This window comes from Streptosporangium nanhuense (genome assembly GCF_059358815.1).
Genome location: NZ_JCADBG010000057.1, coordinates 1 through 12,891, shown reverse-complemented (window position 1 = coordinate 12,891; position 12,891 = coordinate 1). Strand labels below are relative to the sequence as shown.

The window sequence follows — 12,891 nt, the reverse complement described above, 5'->3', positions numbered from 1 at the left end:
GGCGAAGGTCTCGATCCCGACGGGCAGCGGCGCGACCTCGGCGAACGCGCCGCCGGCGGCCCAGTTGTCGATGCCGGTGCTGGGAATGGTCGACTGGAGACTGCCGGTCGGGTCCCACAGGTGGTTGGCGCGGCCGCACATGACGTTGCCGTTGTCGCCCCAGTTCTTGCCGATCTCGTTGTTCAGGTTGGGCAGCACGCCGGTGGCCTTCAGCTTGACCAGCAGCTTGCTGGTGCCGACGCTGCCCGCGGCGAAGAACACCTTGTCGGCGGTCACGGTCTTGGTGGCCGTGACGTCACCGCCGGTGTTGAGCTGCTCGATGACGACGGTGTAGCGGCCACCGGAGGCGGGGGCGACCGAGGTGACCCGGTGCAGCGGCGAGACGGTGACGTTGCCGGTGGCCTTGGCCAGGGCGATGTAGGTCTTCTGGAGCGACTTCTTGCCGTGGTTGTTGCCGTAGAGGATCTCGCCGGCCAGCGCCGACTTGGTGGCGGTCCCGGCCGCCTCCTGCTTCATGTAGTTCCAGTCGTAGAGGTTGGGCACGAAGACGAACGGGAGAGCGGAACGCTGGGCGTGCTTCCTGCCGACCCGGCTGTACTGGTAGCAGGCGGTGGTGTCGAACCAGGCCGGGTCGATGGAGGCGGCCCCGAGCCCGGCGTTGGCGCGCGGGTAGTAGGTGTCGTACATCTCGTCGGCGTTCACCGACGGGAGGACGGTGCCGAAGTTCTCGCGCCGGGGAGTGACGGCCATGCCGCCGTTGACCAGCGACCCGCCGCCGACGCCGCGGCCCTGGTAGACCGTGATGCCGCCGAACTCCTCGGCGTCCAGGATCCCGGTGTAGCGGGTGATGTCCCTGTCGATCGGGAAGCCGAGGAAGTAGTTGAGGGGGGCCTTGGTCCTGGTACGCAGCCAGTAGGACCGGTGGTCCGGCGAGGTCGTGGCGCAGAAGATCTTGCCGTCGGAGCCCGGGGTGTCCCAGGCCATGCCCATCTCGATCATGTGTACGCCGACGCCGGCCTGGGCGAGACGCAGGGCGGCCACGGAGCCGCCGTACCCGGTGCCGATCACCAGGGCCGGGACGTGGGCGCCGTTGGAGATCGGAGCGGCCGCGGTGGCGGTCTGCGCCCGGGCCGGACCGGTGTGACCCGTGAGAGCGGTGATTCCTAAGATGGAACCAGTTCCAGTTATGAATCCGCGTCGCGATACGCCTTCAGAACTGGATCCAACTGAGCCTTTCTCTCGCATGTGATTTTCCTCACAGTCGGGGGGTGGAACCAGTTCTATATGTTTCTGGTGTGTTAATCCACCACGTCGTCCGCGAGTGATTTGTGGCCCGCGGGCTACCTGAAACTCCAGGTCACGGTGGGGCGGGCGCCGGGTGCGGCCGGACCGCCTCCAACGGCCCCCGCCCGGGTGCCCGATCCTGCGTGACGGCCTGCCACCATGACTCCCCTGATCAAGGCGGGTGTCATGGTGACAGCCCCGTCGGCGGGCGTACGGGCACCGAGGCCGTCCGCCCGGACGCTCGGAACGTCAGCCCTCGCAGGACTCCCGGACCTCGGCGGTGCAGATGTCCCTGCCCTCGCCGCCGACGACGGAGTCGGAGCCCAGGTTGCCTTCGAGGACGTCGTCGCCGCCGTTCCCGCTCATGGTGTCGCCGCCGGTCTGGCCGGAGACGATGTCACGGCCCGAACCGCCGGAGAAGCCGTCCTTGCCGGCGCCCAGGAAGGCACGCATGGACAGGGTGGTGTTGTTGCGCAGGGTGTCGGCCCCGCCCTGGAGGCTGGCCTGGATGCCGGTGATCCCGGTGGCGGGGCAGCGGACCGTGTTGTCGTCGACCTTCTGGCAGACACCCCCGGTGGAGAGCGTGTCCTTGGCGTTCCTGACGAGGAGCGTGCCGTCGACGTCGACGTCGACGCTGATGTCGTCGGCCAGATTCCCCGCGTTGACCGACAGCAGGCTTCCGGTCACGACCACGTTGGTGTCGGCCAGCGCGGGCCCGGCGAGGGCCAGTGGCGGGGTGACCGTCAAGATCCCCACCGCCAGCATCCGCAGCCCGGTCCTGCGGACCACGCCCGGCCGCGACGGCTCGCGCTGTGTGACGTTCCTCCGTGTACGCATGAATCCCCCGTGTGTTCGGCTGCCGGCCCCTTCTGGCGGTGACCGGTCGGCGGGCTCCTGTGCCCGGGACGATTACATCCCGTGACCGCCCGTGACCCCATGGCACTCCGCCCACGGTGAGAGAACTGTTTTACGGAGAGTTCTGAAAGCTAGACCGTCCTCGTCCCTGCCCCCACCCCCATGCGCGGGCGCCCCGGCGCTCCGCCGGGGCGCCTCCTCACCGGGGGAATCGCTCAGCCCTGGGCCGGGGTCAGTTCCGCCATCCGCGACCAGCCCTCGCCGGGCACCTCGACGTTGATGATCTCCGGCGTCGTCGCGATCACCTCGGGCATCCAGGCCATGGCGGTCGTGAAGTGGTCCGAGCTCACGTGCGCCTCACCGGCGGCGGGCGAGGCGAAGGCCTCCAGCAGGACGAACTGGCCGGGCGTGTCGACGCTCCTGGACCACTCGAAGAAGACGTTCCCCGGCTCGTCGCGGGTGGCCCGGGTGAAGTCGTCGACGAGCGAGAGCCACTCCTCGGCGCGCTCGGGACGGATGGTGAACTTGACGGCGATGAAGATCATGGATTGGCCTCTCCGGCTCGGTTCCGGCTCTGTCGAAAACCGGGACGGATATCCGTCCCGTGGGTGTCGCGCGGGACGACGCCCGGCGTCATGGCCAAGATAAGTGGCGGACGCCGTCACACGGGCACCGCCGTCACCAGAGAAGGAGCAGATCATGCAGGCTCCCCCGTCCCCTCACCTGACCAGGCCGGTCATGTACCACCGCTGGTCCGAGATGACCTTCACGCACTGGCGGTACCCACCGGCCGCGATCCAGCGGCTGCTGCCCCCCGGGCTCACGGCCGACACCTTCGACGGCGCGGCCTGGGTCGGCCTCACCACCTTCCTGATGGAGGACGTACGGGCACCGGGCGTGCCCGCGCTGCCGTGGCTGTCGCGGTTCCCCGAGACGAACGTCCGCACGTACGTACGCGACGAGCGGGGGCGGGACGGTGTCTGGTTCCTGTCGCTGGACGCCGGGCGGCTGCTCGCGGTGCTCGGCGCGCGGGCGGGGTACGGACTGCCCTACTTCTGGTCCCGGATGGCCGTCAGCGCGGTCGGGGAGCGGCGCGGCTACCGCTGCCGGCGGCGCCTGCCGGGGCCCGTGGGCGCGCGGTGCGACGCGGTCGTCGAGCTCGGCCCGCCCCTCGCGGAGGCGGAGCGCGACGAGCTGGCGCACTTCCTGACCGCCCGCTACCGGCTGTTCACCACGTTCGCGGGCAGGACGGCCACCGCCCAGATCGAGCACCCCGACTGGCCGCTGCGCCACGCCCGGCTGGTCCACCTGGACCAGGACCTGCTCCAGGCGGGAGGGCTCGACGCCCCGGACCACGCCCCCGTGCTGCACGCCTCACCCGGGGTGCCGGTACGGATCGGGAGGTGGACCCGGTGACGCGCGAGCTTCCGCGCTCTCACTCCTGCCTGACGAGGAGGTGGCGCGGCCCGCGCAGCACCGCGCTCTGCCGGTACGGGGGCGGGTCGGCGACGAGCCGGGGGCTCTCCAGGTTGCGGAAGAGCTCGTTCAGCGCGATCTGCGCCTCCAGCCGGGCGAGGGGGGCGCCGAAGCACAGATGGACGCCGGCGCCGAAGCCGAGATGCTGGATGTCGCGCCGGTCGGGGTCGAACCGGTCGGGGTCGCGGAAGTAGGCGGGGTCGCGGTTGCCGGAGGCGAGCACGAGCGTGATCCGCGACCCCTTCGGGATGACGGTGTCCGCGACGGTGAGGTCGCTGTACGCGGCCCGCCAGGGGATGAGATGCACCGGGGGTTCGTAGCGCAGCAGTTCCTCGACCGTCCGGACGATCATTCCCGGTTCGCGGCGCAGGCGCTCCAGGACGCCGGGATGGCGCAGCAGCGTCAGCACGCCGTTGGCGATCAGGTTGACGGTCGTCTCGTGGCCCGCGATGAGCAGCAGGTTGGCGGTGCTGACGATCTCCTCGTCCGTCATGCGCCCGTCGGGCCCGTCGTCGTTCGCCAGCCGCGACAGCAGGTCGTCGCCCGCCGGCCGGCCGCGGCGGCTCTCCAGGAGCCCCGCGAGGTACGACCTGAGGTCGTCACGGGCCCGCACGCCCTCCCGTACGCGCTCCTCGGAGCCCGCCTCGGAGTCGGCGTCGAGCATGGCGACGATCGCCTCGACCCACCCGTGGAACCGCGGCTCGTCCTCGCGGGGTACGCCGAGCAGGTGGCAGATCACGGTGACGGGGAAGGGGTAGGCGAAGTCGTCGACGACGTCGATCTCGTCCTTGCTCACCAGGTTGTCGATCAGGCGCGTGACGATGTCGTTCAGGGCGGGCCGCATGTCGTCCACCAGCGTGGGCGAGTGCGGGGGGCCGAAGTGCCGCATCGCCATGCGGCGCAGCCGGTCGTGGTCCGGGGGGTCGAGGCCGATGAACGCCGGCACGTCCCCGCGCATCGCGAGGGTGGGCCCCGGGTGGTCGAGGTTGTGCGCGTCGGAACTGAGGTGCGGGTCGTGCAGCAGCGCGGTGATCTCCCGGTAGGTGCTGACGACGTAGCCGCCGTCCTCCTGCCGGGCCACCGGGGTCCTGCGCAGCTCGGCGTAGAGCGGGTACGGATCGGCCCGGCTGGAGTGGTCGAGGATCCGCTGGAAGGTGCTGGACGCCTGGGTGACTGTCATGGCCGCTCCTTCTGTCTGGCCGCCCGGGGTTCCACCGCCCCCGGTCCAGCCCTGTCAGGCCTTTTGGGACGTGGTCAACCGCCCGGCCGTGCGAACGCCACGCGCCGCTCGCTCGGCTCGTGGCCGGTGACCACCACCGTGGCTCCGTGGGTGATGATCACCGGATCGGGGAAGTGGGCGGGGACGGGCCTCATGCCGGAGGGCCGGTCGGGAGTGGGGCAGAAGGGCGGGAAGGGCGACGCCGTCTCGATCAGATGCCGGTAGTGGTCGAGCCACTTGGCGTTGTCGAAGCTGACCGCCGCCGTGACCCGGCCGCGGTAGCCGTACGCGGCGACGAACCGGTGCTCCTCCACCGAGCCCTGCGTCACGACGACCTCGTCCGACAGGACCGGGACACCGACGGACTTGATGTTGACGCCGAACTGCGTCGACCAGAACGTCGGCATGGACAGGTGCGGCCAGCGGTCCGTCGGGGAGCTGACCATGTTGTGCGCCGCGACCTGGGCCTGTTCCACCGCGTTGGCCCAGTGCTCCAGCGACAGGAAGCGATACTCGTAGACCGGGTGCGGGCAGCGTGCCACGTCCCCGGCGACGAAGACGTCGTCGGTGACCAGGCCGTTGACGTCGAACGCCCGGCAGCCCGAGTCGCAGGCCACGCCCCAGACGCCGGCGGCCAGCCCCGAGTCCCGCAGCCACTCGGTGTTGCGCACGCCGCCGAGCGCGACCACCACCACGTCGGCGTCGACCGTGCCGCCGTCGGAGAGGTGGGCGCGGCACACCCGCCCCCGCCCGTCCCCTTCCAGCCGCGTGACCTTGACACCGCAGCGCAGGTCGACGCCGTGGGCACGCTGGAGGTTCGCGGCGACCGAGCCGATCATGCTTCCGAGCGCTCCCACCAGCGGGGCCTCGCCGATCTCGGCGACGGTCACCGGTGTGCCACGCTCGCGGCACACGGAGGCGATCTCGGAGCCGGCGAAACCGGCCCCGATGACGAGCACCCGGCCGGGCCCGGCGGCCAGCCGCTCCCACAGGCGGCGGGAGTCGTCGCACGTGCGTACCACGAACACGCCGTCCAGGGCGGCCTCCGCCTTGTCGGCCCACCGCCTGGCGCGCACACCGGTGGCGATCAGCAGCCTGTCGAAGGGGACCTCCCGCCCGTCCGCGAGCTCCACCCGCTTGCCCGCGAGGTCCAGGCCGGAGGCGGGCACGCCGAGCAGCCACTCCGCGTCGATCTCGCGGCGCCGGGGCAGCGCGGTGCCGTCCGCGGGCACCCAGCCGGTCAGGACCTGCTTGGACAGCGGGGGCCGGTCATAGGGTTCGCGCGCCTCGTCCCCGACGAGGGTGAGCGAGCCGGTGAAGCCCTCGTCGCGCAGTGCCTCCGCGGCCCGCAGCCCCGCGAGCGAGGCGCCGACGATGACGACGCGGCCGTCGCGCCTGAACGTCTCCTCGCTCCGCTCGCTGGTCACACCGCCGCCGTTCCGGTCCTCGTCGCGGGCGCGGGCAGGGGCGTCTCCAGCCGGTCGACGAGGATCGCCTGGACCGGGCAGGCGGCCGCGGCGCGCAGGACCTGCTCCCGTTGCGCCTCGTCCGGGCTGGAATGGAACATGAGCGCCTCCTCGCCCCACATCCGGAACGTGTCCGGAGCCAGGAAGGCGCACTGCGCGTACCCCTGGCATCGCGCCAGGTCGACGACAACCCTCATACGGACCATCCCTTCCGAACCTTCGTACGGCTGAGTGAGCCTGTGTGCGGCCGAGTGAGACGGAGAACCGGGACGGCGGGGTCGATCACGCGGGGCTTCTGGTGGTTCGAACGGTCTCAGGGCCCCGGAAAGGGCCGGGAGACGCGGCGGACGCGCGGACGTCGAGGGCCGGGTGTGATCCCGGGGCGAGCCGATGCCCTCGGCCAATCTCCGAAAAACATCAAACGGCCTTCCCGGACACCACCTGCAAGGCGCTGACCTGCCCAAATAAGCCTATCCCGGACATTTGGCCGGTGCATCGTCCTTGTGCCAGCGGACGGTCAAGGATTGCGGACGGAGAGGCGGGAGCGGTGACCGAAAGCTGACGCGCGGCACTCCTCGCCGTGACAGGACCAGGTGGGGTGACGCGTGGCCTTCCTCGCCACAAGGAGGCCGGACGGCCGGGCGTTGTGGGCGCACGTCATGCCCCACCTCTGAACAGGGCCGAGGCTCCGCGTGGCCGCGTGAGGGCGATCGTCGAAGACGCCCGGCCGCCGAGACCTTCCGGAATCACCCGGGATCTCTCAGAACGAGACCTGGAGCTCCTCCTGGCCGGGATCGTCCCGCGCCGGATCGGCGGCGCTCAGCACGGAATCCGGGACGTTCCGGACGGGGTCAGCGGCGCTTCGTACGGGATCGGCGGCGCTCAGCACGGAATCGGGGACGTTCCGGACGGGATCGGCGGCGCTTCGTACGGGATCCGGAGTGCTTCGTACGGGATCAGGGGTGCTTTGTGCGGGATCAGGCATGTCGAGGTCGTCCTGCGCGGAGTCGGTCGAGCCGTCGGCCCCGTTCCGGGGCGCCGGACTGCCGAGTCGCATGCGCAGGCGGACGCGAGACCCCTCCTCCACCTGCTCGATGGTGAACTCGTCACACAGCTGGTTCATCAGCCACAGGCCGAACCCCCGCACGGTGCCCGTGGGACGCTCGCTGGGGACGTGCCAGAGGGCCAGGAGACCCATGGTGTCGGTGACGTCGACGGTCAGGTAGGTCTCGCTCTGCCAGATGGCCAGCGTTCCCTTGCCCCCGCCGTGCTCCAGGATGTTGATGACCGCCTCGTTCGTGACGAGAAGGAGGTCGTCCAGCCGTTCGCCCCGCATGCCGGCTCGGACGGCATGGTATTGGAGACGATCCCGCAGAGCGCTGAGATCCTCGTCGATCGGCCATTGCTGGCCGTGGTCGCCGGTCACGACACCCCCTTGAGGTCGCCTTGTCTGGCAGTCACCGGGGGGCGAGCCGACTTGCTCCAGAATCAGGGCGTTGCTGACGAGTTACACGATGCTAGACACCTGCCCGCTCATTGCCAACTTACGACCGCCCGAGCCAACAGATGTTCGCTCGGTCGTCCTGGAGGGCGAGAGCCGATCGGGGTGCGGAACCGGCTACGACGGCCGGCTCGGCCGCAGCACCTTGAGGGCGTCGGCCACGGTGGGCTGGACGCCGAAGGCCTGGGCGAGACCGGTCAGGTGGAAGAGCCTTTCGAGGCGGGGGTGCAGGTTGACCAGGACGATGCTGCCGCCGCGGTCCTGGACGGTCTGGCGGGTGTTCAGGAAGCTCTGGATTCCCGTGGAGTCGCAGAAGGTCAGCTCGGTCAGATCGATGACGAGGTCGCGCCGGCCCTGGCCGATGGCCTCCTGCAGATCGTGGTGGAACCGCTCGGCGTTGCTGTAGTCGAGCTCACCGGCCAAGGCCAGAAGAAGCATCTCCTGCTCAGCGGGGTCGGACACGTCGGTCACGCGGACGGCAGCGCTCACGGATATACCTCTGCAGACAGTCGGTGGGAGGAAGACGCGGCCGGAAGGCAGCCGCCGGGCATGACGCCCGGACCGGGGCCGGAGAGCGGTGACCCGATCACGACTCCCCCTGGACCGGGAGCCGTGGAGGGGGCCGATCTGATTACTCTCAGCGTACGATCCTCCGAATTCCTCTAGAGAACCCTTACGGTACAACTGAGGAGCAATCAGCCGTTATCCCACTGTGGTTACGGTGCCCGGACCCACGCTGAGCGCCTCCGTCCAGCCGCACAGCTCGACGATTCGCCGCGTGTGCGGACGGAGACCGTCGACGATCAATCTCCGGCCGCCCGTCATCCCGAACGCCGTCTCCGCCAGCACCCTCAGGCCGCCGACGTCGACGAAGCCGACGCCGCGGAGATCGGCGTACAGATCGCCGTCGACCCGTTGCGCGGCCATGGCGAGCGCCCGGACCAGGATGAGCCGCGTACAGAGATCGATGTCCCCCTCGCAGCACACGCCGGCGGGCCGTCCGGTGAAGAGGACGCGCAGTGAACCGTGGTCGACATCTCCTGTCATCGCGCTCACCTTCTGGGTGCGCATGAAGGTCAGTCAACATCTGCCGTGTCGGCACAGATGGATCGGCTGATCACCATGGGGTGCCGGACATACCGGACACCTCCTCCCATCATCCTTCAACCGGACGGCTTCCGGTACGGTTCACCGCCCGCGAGTTTCGGGCCCTGGAAATCGGCTACACAGGGTACTCGTCCGGATCCTCCTCGTGATCGACCCGTCACCCGCCCCTGGCTGATGGGATACCCGGCGCGGGCGCGGGTAGACGGGCCCGGGAATGAACGCCGCGCGGGATCGGCTGACCAAGGAACCGCCGTACGGCCGTACGGCGGCCTGGCGAAGGAGGATTTCCATGCAGGCGGACGTCAGGCTCTCCCCCGGCGGTGATTCCTTCGTGGCGGAGGTGGACGGCAGGCAGGCGGGGAAACTGGAGATCGTCCGGCGCGACGGGGTCATCGTCTACCCCCACACCAAGGTCCAGCCGGAGTACGAGGGCAGGGGGGTGGGGTCCGCGCTCGTCCGCACGGCACTGGACGCGGCCCGCGCGGAGAACGCGAAGGTCGTCCCTCTCTGCTGGTTCGTGCGGGAGTGGATCGACCGTCACCCCGACTACGCCGATCTCGTCGAGGGCACCTGACCTCTTCGGGCACAGCAGCCCCATAGCGAGCGGGTTTGTGTCATTCGCGCTCCGCGTAATCGGGCCGGGACCGACAGACGCGCTGGTCGTGCGCCTGGCGGACAGCATCATTCGCGGACGGACGGGGACCGGAATTTCCCGAAGGGTAAAGGGAGAACGTCGCGAGGGTTATCGTGAGAACCAGGACGGTTTCGCGACAAGACTCACGGCGGATTGTGATCGTCGGAACGCGTACCGTGCGGCATGATACTGAAAATCACCCGGTTGGTGTGGATCGGCCCTGGTGGCTTGTCGTGCGGACCGGATCATGGCCCGATCCCTTGCTAGGCTGCAGGGAACCGTTCGAACCGGGCGTTGTCTCACCCCGGCAGGTGAGACTTCTCAAGAAGTGGGGTCACACCGTGAAGAAGTTGCTCGTTCTGGCGCTCGTCGCCCTCGGGGGGCTGCTGGTCTGGCGCAAGGTGCAGGCCGACCGCGCCGAGCTCGACCTGTGGACCGAGGCCACCGGCAGCGAGAACTGACAAACGCGGCTACCGATTCGGGTGCTTTCATGGTCCTTGCCCAACAAGATGGAGTAACACCCATCAGGCTTGTCTGCCTGGATCTGGCAGGCACCACGATCGGTGATGTCGCCATGGTCGAGCGGGCGTTCGCCGAGGCGATCGCCACGCAGGGCATCGTGCCCGGGACCGGTGCGTACGCTCGCGCCATGGTGCACGTGCACCGGTCCCGGGGATGCCCCACGATCGATGTCTTCCGTGGCATCTTCCCCGACAACGAGGCCCAGGCCCAGGCGGCCAATCTGACCTTCGAGCGCTCCTACGAGGGCGCCATCGCGCGCGCGGGCCTGATCCCGCTGCCCGGGATCGTCGAGGCACTCGACAAACTCCGCGGTGCCGACATCAAGATCTGCCTCATCACCGGCTTCAGCCGCGCCACGCTCAGCCGCGTGCTGAGCGCCCTGAGCTGGTCCGACAAGATCGACCTCGCCCTGTGCCCCGAGGACGCCGGACGCGGCCGCCCCATGCCCAACATGGTCCTCACCGCGGTCATGCGCCTCGGCGTCGAGGACGTCCGCCAGGTCGCGATCGCCGGTGACTCCGAGAACGACATGCTCTGCGGCCGCCGCGCGGGCGCCTCGATGGTCGCCGGCGTCCTGACCGGCGTCCACAGCAGGGAGCGTCTCCTCAACGGCGGAGCCACCCACCTCCTCGACTCCGTCGCGGACCTCCCCGAACTCCTCCTCGGCGTCACACCGGCCGCACCCCCCGTCGCCGCCATCCGCTGAAGCCCGCCTTCGCTGCCCGCCGGTCGTACCTCAGCCGGCCGTTCGCCGAAGTCCGCCCCCGCTGCCGCCGGTCGCCCCCGTCGCCGTCCGCTGGAACTGGTCCGTCCCCGGTTGTCACCGGTCGTCCCCTCCGCCGCTGTCGCCGTCCGCCGAAGCCCGCCTCGCCACGCGGATCCAAGTGGCGTAGAAGCGGGTCCAGTTGCTACCGTGTACGACTGAAGCAGGCCGTGTGCAAGGGCATCTCCCCAGGCCACCGGCTTGAATCTCGGGGCCTTAGCTCAGTTGGCAGAGCGCCTGCTTTGCAAGCAGGATGTCAGGAGTTCGAATCTCCTAGGCTCCACCTGCGGGAATGCTCAGTCTGTGATCATGAAAACCGGGCTTGAGTGACTAACTGGGTGACTAAGCTCCCCGGGCACCTCCGAAGAGATCGTCCATCGCCGTCGCGCCCTCCTGCATGACGGGCCGGATCTGGAGGCGGTAGACCGTCTCGGTGACCACGGTGTTGGCGTGGCCGACCAGGCGCGAGATGTGCTCGATGGGGACGCCGGAGTCCGAGAGCAGCGAGACGAAGCTGTGCCGCATCTCCCGGGGCGTCCACTCCGTGTCGACCAGCCCGGCTTCCTTGAGGATCTTCCGGAAGTCCCGCCGGACGTTGCCCGCGCTCAGTGCCGTCCCGTTCTTTGTGCAGAACACCAGCCTGCCCGTTCCGTCATGATCGGTGGTTCCGTCGCTGAGCCCCTCGTGTTCCCAGAGATCCCGCAGCGCCTCCACACAACGCTGTGGCAGCTTGAGGGTCCGGCGAGACTTGACGGTCTTGGTGTCGCCGCTCTGCCGGACCGACCGCCACACGTAGACGGCGTACTCGGTGTGCCCCCACCCCGCCTCCGTGACGGGAACCCACGCCCTGCGCTCGTCGATGAACGCCACCACGTGAGTCCAGGACAGTTCGCGCAGCTCCTCGGTACGAGCCCCTGTGAGCAGCGAGAGGACGACGTACCCGCGCATGCGCGCGTTGGCCTGTTCCGCAGCTGTCATCACAGCTGTGGCCTGGGCCAGCGTGAGCGCCTTGGACTTACGCCCCTGGCGCCCCTCGGGGACCTCGCACAGATCCACGACGTTGCGCTTCACCTTGTCGCGGACCATGGCGTTCTTCACCGACCGGTTGAGGATGCCATGGATCATCTTGAGCGTCCGCGTGCTGAGTTCCGGAGCCTTGCCCGCCAGCCACCGGTCAACGTCTTCCACCGAGAGGTCACGGAGCTTGCGGGCACCGAGAGCCGGGATGACATGGTTCTCGGCGAACTCGGTGTAGAGGCCGACCGTCTTGCTCCCCCGTCCTTTCAGGCCGTGCTCAAGCCAGTACGTGACCGCATCGGCCACGGTGTAGCCGCCCGACGCGATGGCCAGTCCGTCCTCGTAGTCGCGGATGATCTCTTTGAGTTTGGCCTTGGCTTCGGTCTTGGTCTTGCCGCTGGCCTTCTTGACGATGCGCTTTCCGGCCGGGGTGTAGCCGACGGTGACCGAGGCGATCCAGCGTTCGCGGGTTTCGTCCCAGTGCAGGCCGCCGTCTCCCCGGCTGCGTCGTGTGGTCATGATGCCCTCGCTTCCTGTTCGAGTAGTGCCACGTAGTCGGTGATGGCCGAGGCGGGGATGAGCCGGGTTCGGCCCTGGGTGACCGAGCGCAGACGGCCCGATCGGATCTGTTCGTAGATCACGCTGCGGCTCATGCTGAGCAGGTACATGGCTTCGCTGACGCGATACAGCCGCCGATCGGCGGACGGTCGGAGTGCGGTCAACCGTCCTCCCGTTTCGCCGCGATGGCGCGGGCTTGGGAGACGCGGTGCCGGATGTGTTCGGCCATGATCGCCTCACCGGGGGTGTAGCCCGTTCCGGCGAAGCGCCAGTGCCCGAGCACGAGCGTCGTCTCATCACCGAGGGCCGGTAGACCGCGCTGCTTACGTGCTTCGGTGGCCCGATGGGTGGAGCGCACCTGCCGCAGGTCACCGAGGGTGGTGGAGTAGGCGCGGCTCTTGGTCGAGAAGTGGGATCTGGCAAGATTTTCGTGATGGGGTGACGGAACGTCACTGCGGTGGCATCGTGGCCATTGTGTGAAGACCTTCT

At 69.2% G+C, this 12,891-nt stretch carries 15 protein-coding genes, 1 tRNA gene and 1 pseudogene; 5 read left to right on the top strand and 12 right to left on the bottom strand.

What is annotated here, in order from left to right:
- The 3 genes and pseudogenes from AC5L38_RS43660 to AC5L38_RS43650 form a co-directional block, all read right to left on the bottom strand.
- A pseudogene (locus AC5L38_RS43660) lies at positions 1-1,041 on the bottom strand (GMC family oxidoreductase); the annotation flags it as partial.
- A 492-nt stretch (positions 1,042-1,533) separates the two neighbouring features.
- Entirely contained in the window at positions 1,534-2,121 is a 588-nt protein-coding gene (locus tag AC5L38_RS43655; RefSeq protein ID WP_495248718.1) for a calcium-binding protein, read from the bottom strand.
- 233 nt (positions 2,122-2,354) lie between these two features.
- A complete protein-coding gene (locus AC5L38_RS43650; RefSeq protein WP_495248717.1) occupies positions 2,355-2,684 on the bottom strand; it encodes a putative quinol monooxygenase in 330 nt (109 codons plus the stop codon).
- A 154-nt stretch (positions 2,685-2,838) separates the two neighbouring features.
- Between AC5L38_RS43650 and AC5L38_RS43645 the strand changes: the two genes are divergently transcribed.
- Positions 2,839-3,555 carry a YqjF family protein gene (locus AC5L38_RS43645; protein WP_495248716.1) on the top strand — a complete coding sequence of 239 codons (717 nt, stop codon included), beginning with the start codon at positions 2,839-2,841 and terminating at the stop codon, positions 3,553-3,555.
- A 19-nt stretch (positions 3,556-3,574) separates the two neighbouring features.
- Here AC5L38_RS43645 and AC5L38_RS43640 read toward each other — a convergent pair whose 3' ends face one another.
- The 6 genes from AC5L38_RS43640 to AC5L38_RS43615 all read right to left on the bottom strand — a co-directional run bounded on the left by AC5L38_RS43640 (position 3,575) and on the right by AC5L38_RS43615 (position 8,872).
- Positions 3,575-4,795, bottom strand: a complete 1,221-nt coding sequence (locus AC5L38_RS43640) for a cytochrome P450 (RefSeq protein WP_495248715.1) — start codon at positions 4,793-4,795, stop codon at positions 3,575-3,577.
- Between the two features lie 74 nt (positions 4,796-4,869).
- Entirely contained in the window at positions 4,870-6,261 is a 1,392-nt protein-coding gene (locus AC5L38_RS43635; protein ID WP_495248714.1) for an NAD(P)/FAD-dependent oxidoreductase, read from the bottom strand.
- Entirely contained in the window at positions 6,258-6,497 is a 240-nt protein-coding gene (locus AC5L38_RS43630) for a ferredoxin (RefSeq protein WP_495248713.1), read from the bottom strand. The genes AC5L38_RS43635 and AC5L38_RS43630 overlap by 4 nt, the downstream gene beginning before the upstream one ends.
- A 563-nt stretch (positions 6,498-7,060) precedes the next feature.
- Positions 7,061-7,726 carry an ATP-binding protein gene (locus tag AC5L38_RS43625; RefSeq protein ID WP_495248712.1) on the bottom strand — a complete coding sequence of 222 codons (666 nt, stop codon included), beginning with the start codon at positions 7,724-7,726 and terminating at the stop codon, positions 7,061-7,063.
- A gap of 192 nt (positions 7,727-7,918) precedes the next feature.
- Positions 7,919-8,290, bottom strand: coding sequence for an STAS domain-containing protein (locus AC5L38_RS43620; RefSeq protein ID WP_495248711.1), 372 nt, complete (start codon positions 8,288-8,290; stop codon positions 7,919-7,921).
- Between the two features lie 213 nt (positions 8,291-8,503).
- Positions 8,504-8,872: an STAS domain-containing protein gene (locus tag AC5L38_RS43615; RefSeq protein ID WP_495248710.1), complete on the bottom strand. Its 369-nt coding sequence runs from the start codon at positions 8,870-8,872 to the stop codon at positions 8,504-8,506.
- 250 nt (positions 8,873-9,122) lie between these two features.
- On the opposite strand from AC5L38_RS43615, the gene AC5L38_RS43610 reads away from it, so the two are divergent.
- The 4 genes from AC5L38_RS43610 (at position 9,123) to AC5L38_RS43595 (ending at position 11,110) form a co-directional block, all read left to right on the top strand.
- Positions 9,123-9,482, top strand: a complete 360-nt coding sequence (locus tag AC5L38_RS43610) for a GNAT family N-acetyltransferase (protein ID WP_495248709.1) — start codon at positions 9,123-9,125, stop codon at positions 9,480-9,482.
- A 401-nt stretch (positions 9,483-9,883) separates the two neighbouring features.
- Positions 9,884-10,003, top strand: a complete 120-nt coding sequence (locus AC5L38_RS43605) for a DLW-39 family protein (protein WP_211264163.1) — start codon at positions 9,884-9,886, stop codon at positions 10,001-10,003.
- A 29-nt stretch (positions 10,004-10,032) separates the two neighbouring features.
- Positions 10,033-10,770 carry an HAD family hydrolase gene (locus AC5L38_RS43600; protein WP_495248708.1) on the top strand — a complete coding sequence of 246 codons (738 nt, stop codon included), beginning with the start codon at positions 10,033-10,035 and terminating at the stop codon, positions 10,768-10,770.
- A 267-nt stretch (positions 10,771-11,037) separates the two neighbouring features.
- Positions 11,038-11,110 (top strand) — tRNA-Ala (locus tag AC5L38_RS43595).
- Between the two features lie 59 nt (positions 11,111-11,169).
- Here AC5L38_RS43595 and AC5L38_RS43590 read toward each other — a convergent pair.
- From AC5L38_RS43590 to AC5L38_RS43580, 3 genes are all read right to left on the bottom strand, one after another.
- Entirely contained in the window at positions 11,170-12,363 is a 1,194-nt protein-coding gene (locus AC5L38_RS43590; RefSeq protein ID WP_495248707.1) for a site-specific integrase, read from the bottom strand.
- Complete coding sequence (locus AC5L38_RS43585; protein WP_495248706.1) at positions 12,360-12,566, bottom strand: helix-turn-helix domain-containing protein; 207 nt, start codon at positions 12,564-12,566, stop codon at positions 12,360-12,362. The genes AC5L38_RS43590 and AC5L38_RS43585 overlap by 4 nt, the downstream gene beginning before the upstream one ends.
- Positions 12,563-12,891 (bottom strand): replication initiator (locus AC5L38_RS43580; protein ID WP_495248705.1); only part of this gene is annotated, 329 nt, incomplete at its 5' end. The genes AC5L38_RS43580 and AC5L38_RS43585, both read right to left, overlap by 4 nt.

Coding starts and splice junctions, on each gene's coding strand:
- AC5L38_RS43655 (WP_495248718.1), bottom strand. CDS start 2,121: ATGCGTACACGGAGGAACGTCACACAGCGCGAGCCGTCGCGGCCGGGC.
- AC5L38_RS43650 (WP_495248717.1), bottom strand. CDS start 2,684: ATGATCTTCATCGCCGTCAAGTTCACCATCCGTCCCGAGCGCGCCGAG.
- AC5L38_RS43645 (WP_495248716.1), top strand. CDS start 2,839: ATGCAGGCTCCCCCGTCCCCTCACCTGACCAGGCCGGTCATGTACCAC.
- AC5L38_RS43640 (WP_495248715.1), bottom strand. CDS start 4,795: ATGACAGTCACCCAGGCGTCCAGCACCTTCCAGCGGATCCTCGACCAC.
- AC5L38_RS43630 (WP_495248713.1), bottom strand. CDS start 6,497: ATGAGGGTTGTCGTCGACCTGGCGCGATGCCAGGGGTACGCGCAGTGC.
- AC5L38_RS43615 (WP_495248710.1), bottom strand. CDS start 8,872: ATGCGCACCCAGAAGGTGAGCGCGATGACAGGAGATGTCGACCACGGT.
- AC5L38_RS43610 (WP_495248709.1), top strand. CDS start 9,123: ATGAACGCCGCGCGGGATCGGCTGACCAAGGAACCGCCGTACGGCCGT.
- AC5L38_RS43600 (WP_495248708.1), top strand. CDS start 10,033: ATGGTCCTTGCCCAACAAGATGGAGTAACACCCATCAGGCTTGTCTGC.
- AC5L38_RS43590 (WP_495248707.1), bottom strand. CDS start 12,363: ATGACCACACGACGCAGCCGGGGAGACGGCGGCCTGCACTGGGACGAA.